At 66.7% G+C, this 17811-nt stretch carries 17 protein-coding genes; 10 read left to right on the top strand and 7 right to left on the bottom strand.

Features of this window, described 5'->3' with window-relative positions:
- Position 1: 1 nt before the first annotated feature.
- From AC1Q6X_RS05405 to AC1Q6X_RS05385, 5 genes are all read right to left on the bottom strand, one after another.
- Entirely contained in the window at positions 2-1222 is a 1221-nt protein-coding gene (locus AC1Q6X_RS05405) for an MFS transporter (RefSeq protein WP_492495587.1), read from the bottom strand.
- 134 nt (positions 1223-1356) lie between these two features.
- The gene (locus AC1Q6X_RS05400; RefSeq protein ID WP_492495585.1) at positions 1357-1668 is read right to left on the bottom strand and encodes a pentapeptide MXKDX repeat protein; all 312 of its coding nucleotides are present in this window, start codon (positions 1666-1668) and stop codon (positions 1357-1359) included.
- A 190-nt stretch (positions 1669-1858) separates the two neighbouring features.
- Positions 1859-2635: a molybdopterin-dependent oxidoreductase gene (locus AC1Q6X_RS05395; protein WP_492401205.1), complete on the bottom strand. Its 777-nt coding sequence runs from the start codon at positions 2633-2635 to the stop codon at positions 1859-1861.
- Between the two features lie 4 nt (positions 2636-2639).
- Positions 2640-3236 carry a cytochrome b/b6 domain-containing protein gene (locus AC1Q6X_RS05390; protein ID WP_492495583.1) on the bottom strand — a complete coding sequence of 199 codons (597 nt, stop codon included), beginning with the start codon at positions 3234-3236 and terminating at the stop codon, positions 2640-2642.
- Positions 3236-4042, bottom strand: coding sequence for a DUF1223 domain-containing protein (locus AC1Q6X_RS05385; RefSeq protein WP_492495581.1), 807 nt, complete (start codon positions 4040-4042; stop codon positions 3236-3238). The genes AC1Q6X_RS05390 and AC1Q6X_RS05385 overlap by 1 nt, the downstream gene beginning before the upstream one ends.
- 131 nt (positions 4043-4173) lie before the next feature.
- On the opposite strand from AC1Q6X_RS05385, the gene AC1Q6X_RS05380 reads away from it, so the two are divergent.
- The 10 genes from AC1Q6X_RS05380 (at position 4174) to AC1Q6X_RS05335 (ending at position 15133) form a co-directional block, all read left to right on the top strand.
- Positions 4174-4764, top strand: coding sequence for a sigma-70 family RNA polymerase sigma factor (locus AC1Q6X_RS05380; RefSeq protein WP_070292257.1), 591 nt, complete (start codon positions 4174-4176; stop codon positions 4762-4764).
- Complete coding sequence (locus tag AC1Q6X_RS05375; RefSeq protein WP_492495579.1) at positions 4761-5408, top strand: NrsF family protein; 648 nt, start codon at positions 4761-4763, stop codon at positions 5406-5408. The genes AC1Q6X_RS05380 and AC1Q6X_RS05375 overlap by 4 nt, the downstream gene beginning before the upstream one ends.
- Positions 5409-5539: 131 nt before the next feature.
- Positions 5540-7048, top strand: a complete 1509-nt coding sequence (locus AC1Q6X_RS05370; RefSeq protein ID WP_492495577.1) for a DUF4331 domain-containing protein — start codon at positions 5540-5542, stop codon at positions 7046-7048.
- A 13-nt stretch (positions 7049-7061) separates the two neighbouring features.
- Positions 7062-7310: a hypothetical protein gene (locus AC1Q6X_RS05365; RefSeq protein WP_230502968.1), complete on the top strand. Its 249-nt coding sequence runs from the start codon at positions 7062-7064 to the stop codon at positions 7308-7310.
- A gap of 64 nt (positions 7311-7374) precedes the next feature.
- Positions 7375-8589 (top strand): hypothetical protein, encoded by a 1215-nt coding sequence (locus tag AC1Q6X_RS05360; RefSeq protein ID WP_492495575.1) that lies wholly within the window; start codon positions 7375-7377, stop codon positions 8587-8589.
- A complete protein-coding gene (locus tag AC1Q6X_RS05355) occupies positions 8586-9719 on the top strand; it encodes a HupE/UreJ family protein (protein ID WP_492495573.1) in 1134 nt (377 codons plus the stop codon). Before AC1Q6X_RS05360 ends, AC1Q6X_RS05355 begins: the two co-directional genes overlap by 4 nt.
- A 129-nt stretch (positions 9720-9848) precedes the next feature.
- Positions 9849-10358: a sigma-70 family RNA polymerase sigma factor gene (locus tag AC1Q6X_RS05350; protein WP_230502962.1), complete on the top strand. Its 510-nt coding sequence runs from the start codon at positions 9849-9851 to the stop codon at positions 10356-10358.
- Positions 10355-11347, top strand: a complete 993-nt coding sequence (locus AC1Q6X_RS05345; RefSeq protein ID WP_492495571.1) for a FecR domain-containing protein — start codon at positions 10355-10357, stop codon at positions 11345-11347. The genes AC1Q6X_RS05350 and AC1Q6X_RS05345 overlap by 4 nt, the downstream gene beginning before the upstream one ends.
- Positions 11348-11450: 103 nt before the next feature.
- Positions 11451-13919 carry a TonB-dependent siderophore receptor gene (locus AC1Q6X_RS05340; RefSeq protein ID WP_492495569.1) on the top strand — a complete coding sequence of 823 codons (2469 nt, stop codon included), beginning with the start codon at positions 11451-11453 and terminating at the stop codon, positions 13917-13919.
- Positions 13919-15133: a PepSY-associated TM helix domain-containing protein gene (locus tag AC1Q6X_RS05335; RefSeq protein WP_492495567.1), complete on the top strand. Its 1215-nt coding sequence runs from the start codon at positions 13919-13921 to the stop codon at positions 15131-15133. The genes AC1Q6X_RS05340 and AC1Q6X_RS05335 overlap by 1 nt, the downstream gene beginning before the upstream one ends.
- Here AC1Q6X_RS05335 and AC1Q6X_RS05330 read toward each other — a convergent pair whose 3' ends face one another.
- The gene (locus tag AC1Q6X_RS05330) at positions 15134-15679 is read right to left on the bottom strand and encodes an RNA 2'-phosphotransferase (RefSeq protein ID WP_492495565.1); all 546 of its coding nucleotides are present in this window, start codon (positions 15677-15679) and stop codon (positions 15134-15136) included.
- A 17-nt stretch (positions 15680-15696) separates the two neighbouring features.
- Entirely contained in the window at positions 15697-17766 is a 2070-nt protein-coding gene (locus AC1Q6X_RS05325) for a TonB-dependent receptor (protein WP_492495563.1), read from the bottom strand.
- Between the last annotated feature and the right edge of the window lie 45 nt (positions 17767-17811).

The following is a 17811-nucleotide window of genomic DNA, read 5'->3' as shown; positions in this document are numbered from 1 at the left end:
GTCATGCGGCGCCGCCATGCGCCAGGCCCCGCTGCACCTTCCACGCCAGCGGCAAGGTCAGCAGTAATACGGCCGCCAGCGCCAGCAAGGCCGTGGGCACGCTCGTATGGTCGCCCAGCGCGCCGAACAGCACGGGCGACAGCGCGCCGCCGCCGATGCTGCCCGTGTAGAACAGGGCAAACGCGTGCTCGCGCTTGCCTGGCTCGGCCAGTTCCGGCACCACGCCGTACAGCACGGACGAGGTGCCGTTCAGCGCCAGCCCCAGCAGGGGCAGCATGGCCATGATGCCGGCCAGCGGCAGCCACAGGGCCGCGACGATCAGCAGCGAGGTCATCGATTCCGTCAGCCACACGGTCTTCATCATGCCGATGCGCGCGCCCAGGTAACCGCACAGCAGCTTGCCGAAGGCGCCGCCCACGAACAGCAGCGACAAGGCCACGCCGATGCCGGCCGTGCCCGCGCCCTTGCTTTTCAGCAAGAACGGCAAGAAGGTGAGAAAACCCATCCGCACGGCGCTGTCCAGGGTGCCCGTTGCCAGCAGCGCGCGAAAGCTTGCTTTGGAGCCGCTGCCAGTGACGGGCTTGACCGCTTTCTTCTGACTGGCCTGGATCTCTTCCGGCTTCGGCAGCAACCACCACAGCAAGCCGGCCGCCGCCAGGCCCAGCAAGCCCAGCAGGGAAACGCTCGCTTGCCAGCTGCACACCAGCAACAGCAAGCCCACCAGCGCGGGAATCAGGGTCTTGCCGATATCGCCCGCAAAATTGTAGTGCGACAACGCTTCCTTCACGCCGCCGCCCGCCTCGTGCGTGTCGGTGACGATGGAAGACGCCAGCGGATGCTGGGTGCTGGCGCCCAGGCCGCCCAGCAGCAAGGCGATCAGCAGCACGGCAAGGCCGCCCGCCTGCCCCGCGATCAGGTAGGCGACGCCGGCCAGCGCCGTGCCGCCCACCAGCATGCGCTCGCGTCCCCAGCGCCTGGCCAGCCGGCTGGCCAGCAGCTGGAACCCGGCCATCATGCCCGAGTACGACCCGCGCAACAGCCCCACCATGGCGTAGCTGATGGCAAACTGCGCCTGCCAGATGGGCAGCAGCACATAGATCACGTCCGTCAAGCCGTCATGCACGGCATGCGCGCTGCAGGCGGCGAACAGCGAGCGGCGCCGGATCGATTTATCGGAGGAAGGTGCTTCGGGGGACAACGCGGCAACGGACGGTTCGGTCATGACTGTGCATGCGGGAAATCAGGAGGCGTCCAGCTTACACCAATTAGCAACTTCGCATCATGCGGCAGCATGGGTGAACGCTGGAAGACGCGCGCGGCCTGGCGCCATCGCGTTGACGGCGCCAGGCCCCTGCACTACTTGGCCATCGCATCCTTGGCCATGCCATCCTTTTTCATTTCATCCTTTTTCATCTCATCCTTCTTCATACCGTCTTTCCCCATGGCATCTTTTGCCATGCCATCCTTGGCCATGTGATCCTTCTTCATGTGTTTCTTGGCCATCGGCTTGTGCATGCCGTCCTTGTCCATCGCGTCCTTGTGCATGGCGTCGGCCGAGGCAGGCTTGGCCATCGCGTCTTTCTGCATGGCGTCCTGGGCAAACGCGGCGCCCGACATGAGGATGGCGGAAGCGATGATGGCGGCGAAGGTGGTAATGGTGGTTTTCATGATATGTCCTTGTCTCAGTGTTGGATGGGCGAGATTGCCCGGTGGTAAAACTATTGCTGCGCTACAGGGTGCTGCTTGCTGCTGAACATAAGGAAGGCCGGGAGGTGGTCAGGGCCAGGCGCATTGCCGCAGGCAGTAGACTAGTACGACAAGGCAATGCAACGCCGCCCTGGCCGGCTCCCCGGCCTTCCTAGGAACCGCCGAACCAGTTGTAGCCCTGATTCTCCCAATACCCTCCCGGGTAGGTATTCGTGACAAAAATGGCCTGGATGTGCTTGGGGTTCTTGTAGCCCAGCTTGGTCGGCATGCGCAATTTCATCGGGTAGCCGTATTTCGGCGGCAATTCCTGGCCGTCGTAGGTCAAGGCCATGATGGTTTGCGGATGCAGGGCCGTGGCCATGTCGATGCTCGTAAAATAATCGTCGGCGCACTGGAAGCCGATGTATCTGGCCGTCGTGTCGGCGCCCACGCGCTTGAGGAAGTGGGAAAACGGCACGCCGCCCCACTTGCCGATGGCGCTCCAGCCTTCCACGCAGATGTGGCGCGTGACCTGCGTTTCCTGCGGCAAGGCGCGCAGCTGCGGCAGGGTCCACGGCTTCTTGTCGGCGATCAAGCCGCTCAACTCCAGGCGCCAGGCGTCGCCATCGACCTGTTCCACCTCATCCTCGCCGTAATAGGCGTTGAAGGGAAACGGCCGCGTGATCATGGAGTCCGGGTAAGTCGGCGCCAGTTTGTTGGGGTCGAACAGCCAGCCCTGCACCCGGTCGTTCATGCGCGACACGGCCGTCAAGGCCGTCTCGATGCTGGACGGGTCGCTGGCGTTGCAACCCGTCAGCAAGGACAGGCCCCCCAGAGTCAGGCTGCGCTGCAAAAACAGGCGGCGCGACGGCTGTTTGATCTGGCGCAAGGCGTCGGCCAGCATGGCCTGGCCCTGCTCTTGCACGAGGATGGATTTTTTCATGCTCATCTCCTTAGCGGCCGCGCAACATGGCGACCAGGGTGCGCGGCACCAGCGCCACCATCAGCAGGTGCACGCCCACAAAACCCGTCAGCAGTGCCATGGCGATGAAGTGGACCCTGCGCGCGCTCTCGTAGCCGCCCAGCAGTTCGCGCAAGATGGGAAACTGCACGGATTTCCACAGCACCAGGCCGGACAGCACCAGCACGATGCAATCGAGCATGACGAACAGATAGGCGGCGCGCTGCACCATGTTGTAGCGGCGCGGGTCCGCATGGGCCAGCTTGCCCTTCAGCGCGGCGATGAAATCGGCCAGCAGCGCTCGCGGCGCGAGGGGAAAGAACTGGCGCCGCAGCCGTCCCGAGACGATATTGATGACCAGATACAGCAGGCCATTACCCACCAGCAGCCACATGGCGGCGAAATGCCATTGCAGGGCGCCGCCCAGCCAGCCGCCCAGGGTCAGCGCGCGCGGCAGTTCGAAAGGGAAGAATGGCGCCGCGTTGTAGATGCGCCAGCCGCTGGTGGCCAGCACCACCACGGCCACGGCATTGAGCCAGTGCGTGACGCGCAGCCAGGCGGGGTGGATCACGCTCGCTTGTCCGTTCATCACATCGCTCCTTTCGCGCAGGATGCCGTACTGACGGCTTGCAGAATGGCGCTGCTGTCGGCCCGCTGCACGAAGGCGACCACTTGCAGCTGCTCGGGCCGCCAGCTGGCGGGCAGGCTGACTTCGCGGCGCAGCCGGGCGCGGCCTTGCGCCAGCGCAACCGGCCCCAGCCACAGGCGCACGGCCGCATCGTGATGCAGGGTGGCGCCCCGGTTTTCGCCGCGCAGCACGGTCGAGACGATGCCGCTTTCGCTGAGGGCGACGTATAGCTGGCCACCCGTCCGCGCGTCCGGCGCGCTGGCATCGGCTTCCAGCAGCAATTTTCCACCCGGCGCCGGCACGGCGGACAGGCGGATAGCGACGGGCGCGGCGGTCGCGTTGATGCGGCGGATGGCGGCCGGCAACTGCGTATCCCAGCCGCGCAATTCCGTGCCGCCCACGAAAAACTGGGGCGTATAGGCCACATGGCGCGGCTGGTGGCGCAACAGCTCGGCCTGGCGCGCATCGAATTGCGCCTGCGCCAGCGGGTCCGTCCAGCCGATCTGGTCCCAGTACGTGACGTGCAGGGCCAGCGGCACGACCAGGCTGGCCGCCCCCGCTTCCTTGCGCAAGGCGTTCAGACGCTGGTCGGCGGGCGGGCAGCTGGAGCAGCCTTCGCTGCTGTACAGCTCCACCAGCGCCGCCGTCTGCGCACCGCTTTTGACTTCGCAGCGCTGGCCGGAAGCCATCTGCGCGATGGCCGGCGCTACCACAGCCATGCTCAGCAAGGGTAAAAGTAATGTTGCAAGGCGCTGCTTGATGTCCATGGTCTTTCACCGGTATATTAAAAATAGGAAGCGTGCTTGCCTGTCAATTCGCCGCACCGTGCGGATTGGTTACAGCCACCCTCAAATAATTTAAGATTTATTTTTTTCAACGCCTGTCACCAAAGGCTTGCATGCAACGAATACCAATAAGCGAGCAGTTGCACGGCACGGAATTGCGGCTGCACGGCTTGATGCTGCGCGGCCTCGATGGCGATGCGGCGGCGTATCGCAGTTTCTTGCAGGCAAGCAGCGCCCATTTGCGCGCATTTTTCCGGCGCCGTCTGCAGCGCTGGCCGGACGAGGCGGAAGACCTGGTGCAGGAATGTTTATTAGCCATCCACAACCAGCGCTTGACGTATGACACGGGCGTGCCGCTGACGTCATGGATCCATGCGATCGCGCGCTACAAGATGATCGACTGGCTGCGCCGGCATGGGCGGCGCGAGGCGCAGCACTTGCCGTATGACGAAGAAGATAGCGCGCAGGAACTGTTTTCCAGCGCCGATGCCGAGGCGGCCGAGGCCAGCCGCGACCTGGGCAAGCTGCTGGCCACCTTGCCGGCGCAGCAGCGCGACGCCATCGTGCATACCAAGCTCGACGGCTGGTCCGTGCGCGACACGGCGGCGGCCATGGACATTTCGGAAGCCAGCGTCAAGGTGGCTGTGCACCGCGGCTTGAAAGCACTGGCGGCCCATTTAAGGATAGAAGGAAGCGCACCATGAAAACCGATGACTTGATCGCCATGCTGGCCAGCGGCCCGGACGTGGCCGCCGCGGCACCGCCCGGCACGCACTGGCGCGCCGCAGGCACCTTGGGCGCCGGCCTGCTGGCCAGCGTGGCCCTGATGGCCATGCTGCTGGGCGTGCGGCCCAACCTGGAACAGCTGGCACTGCTGCCCGACTTCTGGATCAAGGTGGGCTTTGTCGTGTGCCTGTGCCTGGCGGCCTGGCACGTCAGCCGCCGCCTGTGCCTGCCGGGCGCCGCTACCCGCGCCCTGCCCCTTCTGCTCGCCATGCCCGTGCTGCTGATGTGGGCGCTGGGCGCCATCATCCTGAACGAAGCCCCGCCCGAACAGCGGGCCGAGCTGTTCTGGGGCGCCACCTGGCGCAGCTGCCCCCTGCTGATCGCCATGCTGTCGCTGCCCATCCTGGCCGCCGTGCTGCGCCTGATGCGCCAGCTGGCGCCCACGCGCCTGCGTCTGGCGGGCGCCGCCGCCGGGTTTGCCGCCGGCGCCATGGCCGCACTCGTGTATTGCCTGCATTGCCCGGAGCTGGCGGCCAGCTTCGTCGGCTTCTGGTACGTGCTGGGCATGCTGGTGCCGACCGCCATCGGCGCCGCCATCGGTCCCAAAGTGCTGGCCTGGTAGGGGGCCTACAAGGTCAGTTGCAGACTTTGACAAAGAGTTGAATCCGTTTTTTGTAGCCGTTCGTATAAGTCAGGCAGCCTGCAGTTTCTTGGACTTGTCTGTCAACGCCAACAAAAATCGGGAGAATCGAAATGTCATTGTCACACTCGAAAACCGCACTGGGTGCCGCCCTCCTGGGCAACCTTCTCGCCGTTTCCTTCACTTTGGCCATCGCGCCAGCCGCCTACGCGTCCAGCCACCGCGAAGCGCCGTTCATCACGCAAAACCCCAAAGTCGACGCCACCGACTTCTACATGTTCCGCAGCTATGAAGCGGGCCGCGGCGCCTACACCACCCTGGTGGCCGACTATATTCCCCTGCAGGACGCCTACGGCGGCCCGAATTATTTCGCCATGGACCCGAACGCCCTGTACGAAATCCATATCGACAACAATGGCGACGGCAAGGAAGACCTCACCTTCCAGTTCCGCTTCAACAACACCATCAAGGACGGCCAGTTCACCGTGGGCGGCAAGAAAGTGTCGATTCCGCTCGTCATCAACGGCGGCGCCATCGATTCCGTCAACCCGGCCGGCCTGAACGTGCGCGAAACCTACAGCGTGACGGTGGTGCGGGGCGACCGCCGCTCGGGCACGCGCAGCAGCGTGACCAATGCCACGGGCGGCGGCACGACGTTCGACAAGCCCGTCGACTACATTGGTACCAAGTCCATCCCCAACTATGCCGCGTATGCCGCGCAGCACGTCTACACGGTCAACATCCCCGGCTGCGCCACGCCGGCGCGCATGTTCGTCGGCCAGCGCAAGGACCCGTTCGTGGTGAACCTGGGCGAAACGTTTGACTTGATTAACATCAAGGCGCCCGCCACGGAGTTTGCCGCGAATGCGGAATCGGCCGCCAAGGATGACCTGGCACGCAAGAACGTCACGGCCATCGAGATGGAAGTGCCGACCGCCTGCCTCACGGCCGGCAGCGACCCCGTCATCGGCGGCTGGACCACGGCCAGCCTGCGCCAGGGACGTCTGCTGAACCCGGCGCCGGGCAGCACCGCGGCGTCGAAGGAAGGCGGCGCGTGGGTGCAAGTGTCGCGCCTGGGCATGCCGCTGGTGAATGAACTGGTCATCGGCCTGAAGGACAAGGACCGCTTCAACGCCAGCAAACCGTCCGGCGACGCGCAGTTTGCCGACTATGTCACCAACCCGACAGCGCCGGCGCTGGTGGAAGTACTGTTCGGCTCGGCAGGCGCCAAGGCGCCCACCAACTTCCCCCGCAACGACCTGGTGGCCACCTTTTTGACGGGCATCAAGGGCGTGAACCAGCCCGTCACCGTGACGGCATCGGAAATGCTGCGCCTAAATACGTCCATCACGCCCACCGCCGTGGGATCGCAAAACCGCCTGGGCGTCATCGGCGGCGATAACGCGGGCTTCCCGAACGGCCGCCGCCCTGGCGACGACGTGGTCGACGTGGTGCTGCGCGTGGCCATGGGCAAGCTGTGCACCTTGAACATCGGCTGCGCCCCGGCCGACGCACCGGCCGGCGCCCTGCACTTCACGGACGGCGCTTTCCTGGATGAAACCTTCTTCACGGCGGGTTTCCCTTACCTGAAAACGCCCGTGGCCGGTTCGCCACAGCAGTAACAAGGAGAACGCGATGAAAAAGCTCTATCTGATCGGCGCCCTGGCGCTCGCGGCCCTGCTGGCCGGCTGCGGTGGCGGCAGCAGCAGCCACGACGGCGATAACGGCAACGGCGGCACCACGCCGCCGCCCGTGGTCTTGCTCGATGCGTTTTATGTGGCCGTCAGCAACGTCATCCTGACCACCAGCGATGACAAGGATGGCGTCGCCATCGACGCCATCATGGCGACGTCGCCGGAAGACACGGAACCGGTGCCGTTGTAAGGCCCTCGCGGGCGCCGGGGAGTCCGCTCTCCGGCGCCCGCATCAATGACTGTTGATGGCATCCATGATGAAAACACCGATTTCCCTGCTGTGCGCCTGCCTGCCCCTGCTGGCCCTGGCCGCGCCCTACACGCCGAAAGACGGCGGCGCCGTCATCGAACAGCTGCCGCGCCGCGCCGACGCCACGCAGAGCGAGCTGCGCGGCCTGCGCCAGCAATTGAATGCTACGCCGCAAGACCTGGCCTTGGCGGCAAGCCTGGCGCAGCGCTACATCGCCCTGGCGCGCAGCGAAACGGACCCGCGCTACCTCGGCTACGCGCAAGCGGCCTTGGCGCCCTGGTGGCGGCAAGCGGCACCGCCCCTGCCCGTGCGCCTGCTGCGCGCCACCATATTGCAAAGCACCCACAAGTTCGGTCTCGCCCTGCAAGACCTCGACGCCGTCATCGCGCAGGAACCGGCGAATGGCCAGGCCTGGCTGACGCGCGCCACCGTCCTGACCGTGCAGGGCGATTACGCGCAGGCGACAGCCAGCTGCGCCCGCCTGTCAGCGCTTTCCACGCAGCTGGTCACCGTCACCTGCCTTGCCAATATCGCCAGCGTCACGGGGCGCGCCGCCGCCAGCGAGCGCCTGCTGGACCTGACCCTGCAAAGAAGTGCCGGCGCGGCGCCCGAGCTGGAAAGCTGGGCCGCCACCCTGCTGGCGGAAATGGCCACGCGGCGCGGAGATTCAACGCTGGCCGAGGCGCGCTACACCAAGGCACTGGCGCGGCAGCCGCGCGACAGCTATCTGCTGGGCGCCTACGCGGATTTCCTGCTCGACCGGCAGCGTCCGCAGGAAGTCGTCCAGCTGCTGCAGGACCGGCAGCGCATCGACGCCCTGCTGCTGCGTTACGCGCTGGCCCTGCAATCGCTGCCCGGCCAGCAAGCGGCATTCCAGGCGGCCAAGGCCGAGCTGGCGGCCCGCTTCACCGCCGCCATGCAGCGGGGCGACACCGTGCACCAGCGCGAGCAAGCCCGTTTCGCCCTGTTTTTGCAAAAAGATGTGCCGGCCGCCCTGCAGCTGGCGCAGCAGAACTGGGCCATCCAGAAGGAAGTGCCCGACATGCGCATCCTGCTCGAAGCGGCCCTGGCCGCGCACAATGACGGCGCCGCGCAACCGGTGCTGGCCTGGATCGGGGCCAACGGCGTGGAAGACGTGGCTCTGCAGCGCCTCGTCAGGCAGCTGGGCCCGCAGGATGGGCAAAAAGTCAGTATTATCAGGAAAGCAGGTGTGCTGTGAGGTGTGCTGTAAAGCGCTGCCTGTTCATCCTGCTCCTGTGCGCCTGGCTGGCCCCCGCGCAGGCGCACAAGCCCAGCGACAGCTATCTGAGCCTGGCCGTGCACGGCCAGCAGGTCGAGGGGCAATGGGATATCGCCCTGCGCGACCTCGATTTCGCCATCGGCCTCGATGGCAATGGCGACGGCGCGCTGACCTGGGATGAAATCCGCGCGCGCCATGCGGCGATTGCCGCCTATGCGCTGCAGCGCCTGCAGCTGGCCAGCGACCAGGGCGTCTGCCCCTTGCAAGCCATCGAACAGCTGGTCGACAGCCACACGGACGGCGCCTACAACGTGCTGCGCTTCCAGGCCACTTGCCCGGGCGGCGCTGCGCCGGCCAGTGTGACCATTGGCTACACGCTGTTCGCCGACCTCGATCCGCAGCACAAGGGGCTGCTCAAGATCGATAGCGGCGGCGCCACGCAAACGGCCATCTTCGACCCGGACAGCCCGCGCCAGACCATTTCGCTGGCCGCGCCCGACCGCCTGGCGCAGTTCGGCGCCTACGTGAAACACGGCATCTGGCATATCTGGATCGGCTACGACCATATTTTGTTTTTGCTGTCGCTGCTGCTGCCGGCCGTGCTGCTGCCGGGCTTGCGCGAGCAGCAGCACGGTCTGAAGGCGGCCTTCCTTGACGTGCTGAAAGTCGTCACGGCGTTCACGCTCGCCCATTCCATCACCCTGAGCCTGGCCAGTCTGTCGCTCGTATCGCTGCCGTCGCGCTGGGTGGAGTCGGCCATCGCCGTTTCCGTGATCCTGGCCGCGCTGAACAACCTGCTGCCGCTGTTCCGCGGCAAGCGGCCCGTGGCCGCCTTCGCCTTCGGCCTGATCCACGGCTTCGGCTTTGCCAGCGTGCTGCGCGACCTGGGCTTGCCGCAAGGCTCGCTGCTGGCCAGCCTGCTGGGCTTCAACGTGGGCGTGGAACTGGGCCAGCTGGCCATCGTCGCCGCGTTTCTGCCCCTCGCCTGGCTGCTGCGCAAAACCTGGCTGTACCGGCAAGTGCTGACCGTGGGCTCGCTGGCGATTGCCCTCGTGGCGTGCGTGTGGCTGGTCGAGCGGGTGGCCGATATCAAGCTGATCCCGGCCTGATGCGAGCCCGACAGCGTTGCTGGCCCGCCACTGCCGGGCCACAGGTCGCGGCAATCGGGCTACAATACGAACAATTCTCAATCGCATCAAGGCCTGTCTGTCCTGTGGACCGTGGCATGGAAAGGTTGCATGCTACGCCCCGAACTGGAACTGCACCATCAAATCGAAATCCTGTACAGCGACCACCACGGCTGGCTGCAGGGCTGGCTGCGCCGCAAGCTGGGCAACGCCTTCGATGCGGCCGACCTGGCGCACGACACGTATCTGCGCATCCTCGCGCGGGGCCGCGCGCCCCAGCCGGAAGAATCGCGCCAGCATCTGGCGCAGATCGCCAACGGCCTGGTGGTGGACCTGTTCCGCCGTCGGCATATCGAGGCCGCCTATGCGGACGCCATCGCCGCGCAGCCGGAAGCGACCGTCCCCACGCCGGAAATGCGTGCGCTGATCGTCGAGACACTGCTGGAAATCGACGCCATCCTCGCCAGCCTGCCAGCCAAGGTGCGCGACGCCTTCCTGCTGTGCAAGCTCGAAGGCATGGCGTATGCCGACATCGCCGCGCGCCTGGGCGTATCCGTCTCGTCCGTGGAAAAATACATCGCCCGCGCCCTGCTGGCCTGCTGTGCGGCGCAATTCGCATGAGTTCCCAAGCGGACGGCGCCCCCATCGCCCCTGCCGCGCTGCAGCGTGCCGCCGAGTGGATGGCGCGGCTGTGGGCGGAAGACGCCAGCGCGGCCGACGCGGATGCGTGCGCCGCCTGGCGCGCCGCCCACCCCGAGCACGAGCGGGCCTGGGCCCGGCTGCAGCGCTTCGCCCGGCAATTCGACGCTTTGCCGCGCGAGGTGGCGCGCGGCGCGCTGGCGCCGGTCCAGCGCCGTGCCGCCGGGCGCCGGCGCGCCTTGCAGCTGCTGGGCCTGATCGCGGCGGGCGGCGGCACGGCCCTGCTGGCGCACGAATCCGGCCTGTGGCAACGCATGGGCATGGGCAGCGACTACCGCACTGCCGTGGGCGAGACGCGCGCCATCGTGCTGGCCGACGGCACGCAGGTGGTGCTCGACACGGCCAGCGCCATCGACGTGCGCTACAACGCCGGCGAACGGCGCATCGTGCTGCGCGCGGGCGCCATCCTCGTCACCAGCGCGCACGAAAACGCGGCAGTCTACCGCCCGCTGCTGGTGGCAACGCCGCAGGGCACGGCCACGGCACTGGGTACGCGCTTTTCCGTGCGCCTCGACGATGGCGTCAGCCAGGTCGCCGTCTTCCAGGGCGCCGTGGCCCTGCAGCCGGCCCGCGCCGGGGCGGAATCCCTGCATCTGCAGGTGGGCCAGCGCGCCGGCTACACGCGGCAGGACGTGCAGGACGTGGCGAGCGTGGAAGACAGCGCCGCCGCCTGGGCGCAGGGCAGCCTGGTGGCCGAGCGCATGCGCCTCGATGACTTGTTGGCCGAGCTGGGCCGCTACCGCCACGGCGTGCTGCGCTGCGACGAATCCATCGCCGCTCTGCGCGTGACGGGCGTGTATACGCTGCGCGACACGGACCGCTCGCTGGCCAACCTGGCCCTGAGCCTGCCCGTGCAATTGCGCTACCGCACGCGCTACTGGGTCAGCGTGGGGCCGCGCCAGGCGTCCTGAAAAATACCTGCAAAAAAAATGAAAAAACGTTGAGGGTTTTGGCTTTTCGTTCGGAATACGGGAAGAACGAATTTTTTCCCGCCACTTTCCAAGGATTTGCACCATGCCTGCTCGCCTGACCGCTCCCGCACCCAAGCTGCGCCCGTTTCCCCTCGCCGCCGCCATCCAGGCCCTGTTCCTCGCTGGTGCCGCCGTGGGTGCCCTGGCCGTCACGGTCCCTGCCGCCCACGCCCAGGCGGCAGGCAACACGCAGGCGCAGCGCCAGTACGCCATTCCCGCCGGACCGCTGGAACGTGCGCTGACCAGTTTCGCCAGCACGGCCGGGGTGGAACTGTCGGCCGATGCCGCGCTCCTGCAGGGCAAGCGCAGCGGCGGGCTGGCGGGCAGCTACACGGTGCGCCAGGGCTTCGAGGAACTGCTGCGCGGCCAGGGCCTGCGCCTGGTGGCGGGCGCGCATGGCGCGTATGCGCTGCGCGCGGACGCCTCCGCGGCACAGACGCCAGCGCCGGCCCAGGCCAGCGCCACCCTGCCCGCGATCACCATCAATGCGAGCAGCGAGCGCGAGACGGCCACGGGCCCCGTGCGCGGCTATGTGGCGCGGCGCGCCGCCTCGGCCACCAAGACCGACACGGCCCTGAACGAGAACCCGCAATCCGTCTCGGTGGTCACGGCCGATGAAATCAGCGACCGCAATGCCGAATCGCTCGACGAAACCCTGCGCTACACGGCCGGCGTGACGCCGAACCAGCGCCCGCTGGGCAGCGACGATTCCTCGCTGCTGCGCGGCTTCACCATCGAGACGAACGGCATCCTGCAGGATGGCTTGCGCAATTCGGGCCGCACCTTTGGCGCCTCGATCGAGCCGTATGGCCTGGAACGCCTGGAAGTGCTGCGCGGCCCCGCTTCCGTGCTGTACGGGCAGATTCCGCCCGGCGGCATGGTCAACGCCGTCAGCAAGCGCCCCAGCGCGGATGCCGTGCGCGAAGTGGGGATTGAGTACGGCAGCTACCAGCGCCGCCAGCTGAAAGCCGACGTGGGCGGCGCGCTCGACGCGCCAGGTGCCTGGACGTATCGGGTCGTCATGCTGGGCCGCGAAGCCCATACGCGGCTGGAGCGCGACCGCGACAACCGCCTGTACTTCGCCCCCTCGCTCACGTGGCAGGCGGGACCGGCCACGCGCTTGACTTTGCTGGCCCGCTACGAGCAGGACAACCAGCAGTACGCGTTTCCCAACCAGCTGCTGCAGCCTGGCCCGCGCGGCCAGGTCGATCCGAAGGTCAACCTGATGGGCGACGATAACCGCTTCAAGCGCCGCAATACCATGCTGGGCTACGAGTTCGAGCACAGCTTCAACGACACCTGGTCGCTGCGCCAGAACCTGCGCTATACGCGCCTGAACAACGACCGCACGGACATGTTCCCCCTGGGCCTGAACGACGATGGCACGGTGGAGCGCTATTTCATGCCCGTCGATACGGCGTCGAAAAGTCTGTTCGCCGACACCCAGCTGCAGGCGCGCTTTGCCGCCGGCGGCCTGGCGCACCAGGTGCTGCTGGGCGTCGATTACGCGAACATCCGCAACACGGACGACTACCGCCATCAAAAAGGCTTTATCGCGCCGATCGACCTGTACCAGCCCGTGTACGGCAAGCAGCCGCTGCTTCCCGCCAAGGCGCCCACGCGCGCTGAAGCGCCGTCGCGCCAGCTGGGCCTGTATGCGCAGGATCAATTGAAATGGGACCGCTGGGTCGTGACGGCCGGCCTGCGCCGCGACAAGGCCACGCAGTCGCGCGACGTCACCGACCTCCATAGCGGCGCAGTCAAACCCGACTTCCACCAGTCGCCGTCGGCCACCACGGGCCGCGTGGGCGCCGTCTACCTGCTCGATGGCGGCTGGGCGCCGTACGTCAGCTACGCCACTTCGTTCTCGCCCGAACTGGGCATCACGGCCAACGGCAGCGCCCTGAAGCCATCGCACGGCAAGCAGTTCGAGGCCGGCGTGCGCTACGAACCCGTGGGCCAGCGCGCCAGCTATACGGCGGCCGTCTTCGACCTGGTGCGCGACAACGTCACCACCTCCGACATCGGCAATCCGGGCCGCCTGCAGCAAACGGGCCAGGTGGGCTCGCGCGGCCTGGAACTGGAAGCGCGCACGGAGTTTGCCAGCCGCCTGAGCCTGATCGCGCAATACACCTACCTCGATACGGAAGTCAGGAAGAGCAATAACGGCGACCTGGGCTTGCAGCAAGCGGGCGCGCCGCGCCACAGCGCCTCGGCCTGGGCCCGCCAAGCGTTCAACCTGAGCACGGCGCTGCCCGCGTATGCGGCGCTGGGCATGCGCTTTCTCGGCGCCATGCGCTCGAACTCCGACGGCGAGAACCTGAATATCCGCAATGGCGGCATCACGCAGTGGGATGCGGCGCTGGGCGTATCGCGCGGACCGTGGCAGTTTGCCCTCAACGTCAACAATGTACTCAACAAGCAGACCCTGTATGACTGCGGCTACCTGCCCAATCTGTGCTACCGCAATGCCGAACGCACGGCCAACGTCAGCGCCATGTACCGCTTTTGATGCCATCGCTGCAAATGCGCCCTGCATTGGCGGCCATGCACCGCTATGCCGGCCTGCTGATGGCCGGCTTCCTCATCGTGGCCGGCGTCACGGGCAGCGCGCTCGCGTGGAAGGATGAACTGGAGGCGGCCCTGCTGCCTGCCGTCTTCCGCGCGGCGCCGCCAACGCCGGGCGCCGCGCCGCTCGACGCCCTGCTGCTGCGCGAGTCCGTCGCCGCGCGCTTCCCGCAGGCGCAGCTCAGCTACGCGCCGCTGTCGGCGCCGCCCGGCCACAGCATGGTGTTCTACCTGCGCCAGTCTGGCGACGCGCCGCTGGTCAGCGATGAAGTGTTCGTCGATCCGTACACGGGCGCGCTACTCGGCCAGCGAAAATGGGGCGAGATCGGCCAGGGCGCCATCAACCTGCTGCCCTTCATCGAGCGCCTGCACTATGCGCTGGCGCTGGGCGACACGGGCTTGCTGATCTTCGGCCTGATCGCCATCGTCTGGACCATCGACTGCTTCATCGGCGCCGCCCTGACCTTCCCCGCACGCCTGAAAAAACGCTCGCCGGGCAGCAAACCGTGGCTGATGCGCTGGCGCCCGTCGTGGCTGCTGCGCCGCCATGGCGGCACTTATAAACTGGTGTTCGACCTGCACCGCGCGGGTGGCCTGTGGCTGTGGGCCATGCTGCTGGTGTTTGCCTGGAGCGGCGTGGCCTTCAACCTGTACGGCGCGTATGCGGCCGTGATGCATCCGCTGTTTGCCCATCAGCCAGCCGAGGAAGTCGTGGCGCGGCACACGCCGTCGCCAGGGCCGCAGCTGGACTGGCCGGCCGCGCGCGCGCAGGGCCGCAGCCTGATGGCGCAGCTGGCGCGCAGCGGGAACTTTGCCATTTATGAGGAAAACGCGCTGGCCTACGAGCGCGGGCTGGGCGTCTACAGCTACAGCGTGCGCAGCAGCCGCGACGTGCGCGCCCACAAGGGCCTGACCACTGTCTTTTTCGACGCGGCCAGCGGCCGGCAACTGGCGGCCTGGCTGCCCACGGGCGCGGCCAGCGGCGACACCATCCGCAGCTGGATCAGCGCCCTGCACATGGCCTCGATGTGGGGCTGGCCCTTCAAGCTGTTCATCTGCGCCATGGGCGCGCTGGTGACAGGCCTGAGCGTGACGGGGGTGCTGATCTGGCGGCGCAAGCGCCTGGGGCAAGCCAGGGCCAGGGCGCTAAGCCATTAATCAGGGAAAACCGATGAACGCCCGCGGCACGGCCTGCGTCAGCCACACGCCATTGGCCGACACGTAAAACACGTGGCCCTGCGCCTGCATGGCGGCCGCGTCGACCGTCAGCACGACGGGCTTGCCGTGGCGCGCACCCACGGCCACGGCCGTTTCGCGGCTGGACGACAGGTGCACGTGATTGCGCGATCCCGGCAGCAGGCCGCCGGCGCGGATCGCTTCCACGAAACGGCTGGCCGTGCCGTGGTACAGCATGGCGGGCGGCGTGGCGGGCGGCAGTGCGATATCGACGGCGGCCAAGGAATGCCCCTGGTTGGCGCGGATGCGCAAGCCGTCATCGCTGATCGCGTAGCGCGTCTTGCTGTCGCGCGCCACCACCTCATCCAATTGTTCGCGGGAAATATGTCGCCCATGCTGGGCAGCGTGCGCCAGCAGCTGACCGATATCGGCCCAGCCCTGGGCATCGAGCGCGAGGCCGATTTTTTCGGGAGAGTGGCGCAGTATGAGGGCAAGGAATTTACTGGTATTTACTAGGTGATCGGTCATGCCCCAGTTTATCGTTATCAGAACGCATACGACAAGGTCAAGCGCGCGGACCGGGGTTCGACGGGATGAAAGTGCCGGTCATTCACGCCGTCCGCCCCCTCGCCGGGCAGGCGCGACGCATAGTAATAATCGATGTCGCTGGCGCGCTTGTTGAACAGGTTGAAGACGTCGAGCGACAGCCGTGTCCTGCGGTCGAGATGGTAAGCGAGGCGCGCATACGCCAGGGTGGTCGAGGCCGAGCGCACGCTGTTGTCTTCGATCAAGGGACGGGGGCCGAAATAGCGCAGCTGCAAGGCGCCCGACCACGCTCCCCTGTCCGTCACGGTCACGCCGAACGACGCCACCTTGCCGATCGCGCCCGGAATATGGTTGCCGGCCGCATCGTTTTGCGTGTAGCGCGAGCGCGAGGCTGCCAGGTCCAGGTCGAACAGCAGCCACGGCGCGGCAACATAATGGTTGTTCCACTCGATGCCGTGGCGGCGGCTGGCACGGCTCGGCTGCGTTTCGCCCGCGTCGCCGACGAACAGCAGTTCCGACGCGAGATCGAGGCGCCACAGGGCCAGCGAGCTTTGCAGGCCCGGCAGCCATTCCGTGCGCGCGCCCAGTTCCAGGCCCCTGGTCGGCACGAGGGGCGTCACGGGAGCCGAAGGCGTGCCATCGGGCAAGCGCGTCTGCGTCGTGCCCCGCGCATCGTTGCTATGGAAACCCTTGCCGTAGTTCACGAAGAATTCCGTCTGGCTCCACGGCCCCAGGATCACGGACAGTTTCGGCGACACCACGTGGTCCTGCGCCGTACCGCTGTTGCCGGCGATGCTGCTGGCCACATTGAAACGGTAGGTGTCGTAGCGCACGCCCGCCACGGAACGCAGCCACTGCAGCCACTGGGTCGTGTTTTCGCCGTACAGGCCGACGCTGGCCTCGCGCACCCGGTCTTCGCGCACCGTGGCTTGCCGCACTCTGTCCACCGTGCTGTACAGGCCCACGGGCGACACCCGGTCATAACGGGCCTGCACGCCGAGCTTGTTGCGCATGGAAAACCCCGCCAGCTCCGTGGTCCAGCTTTCGCTCGTGTTGACACCGGCCACCGTGCGCCGCTCGCTTTGCTGGAACTGGTCGCCGGCGGCCGGGTCGGCCAGGAAATAGGTGAAGTCACTGTTGAGTTCCAGCTGCGAGCGGATCAGGTACGCGTCAAACTCGAACACCCGGTTTTCCGTGCGCCGGCGCATGGCGTACGACAGGCTGGCGCGCGAGGTGTCGCCGCCGTCGCTGGGCGCGAGCGAGCCAAAACGGCCGATCTGGCCGGACTCCACGGCGCGCAGCGGCACCTGGTCGGTGGCATTCCAGCTGTTCTTGTAGGCCATGGCCGTCACGCTGAAGCCGTCATCCTGCGTGCCCTGGCTGTAGCGCAGCACGCCGCTGACCTTGCGCACGCGCTCCGGCACGTCCCAGGGGCCATTGTTGCGGTTCACTTCCAGGCCATACAGCAAGGTGCCTGGTCCCGCATCAAGGGAATCGGCCACGACGGCGCGCACATAACCATGCTGGCCCACGGACACGCTGGCCTGGCCTTGCGGCAATCTGTCGGCCAGGCGGATGCGCGCCGCGCCCGCCGAGGCGAAATCGCCTTCGTCCGCGAAATACGGCCCCTTCTTGTAATCGATGCGCTGCACCAGCTCGGGAATGAGGAAATTGAGATCGGAATAGCCCTGGCCATGCGCATGCGTGCGCATGTTGACGGGCATGCCGTCCACATAGGTGGCGAAATCCGTGCCATGGTCGAGGTTAAAGCCGCGCAAGAAATACTGGTTGGCCTTGCCGTCGCCGCTGTGCTGGGTGACGATCAGGCCCGGCACGAATTCCAGCAATTCGCCCGTGCGCAAGGCGGGCCGGTTGACGATCAGCTCATTGGTGATGACGCCTTGGCTGGCCGCGTCCGAGGTGCCGACGGCGTTGTCGTAGTGGCCCGTCACGCGCACGGTGCGCGACGCATCCGTGGGCGATGCGGCCTCCGGCGCAGCCGCCTTGCCGGCACCGGCCACCAGCAACAAGGCACAAGCTGCCAGCTGTTTGCGTTTTATCAACCGCATCGCGTCTCCCCTTTTTATGATGTCAGTACAGGCTCCTACGGGATA

Source organism: Janthinobacterium sp. GW823-FHT06H09 (assembly GCF_058794735.1).
This window is presented reverse-complemented; position numbering and strand designations above follow the sequence as displayed.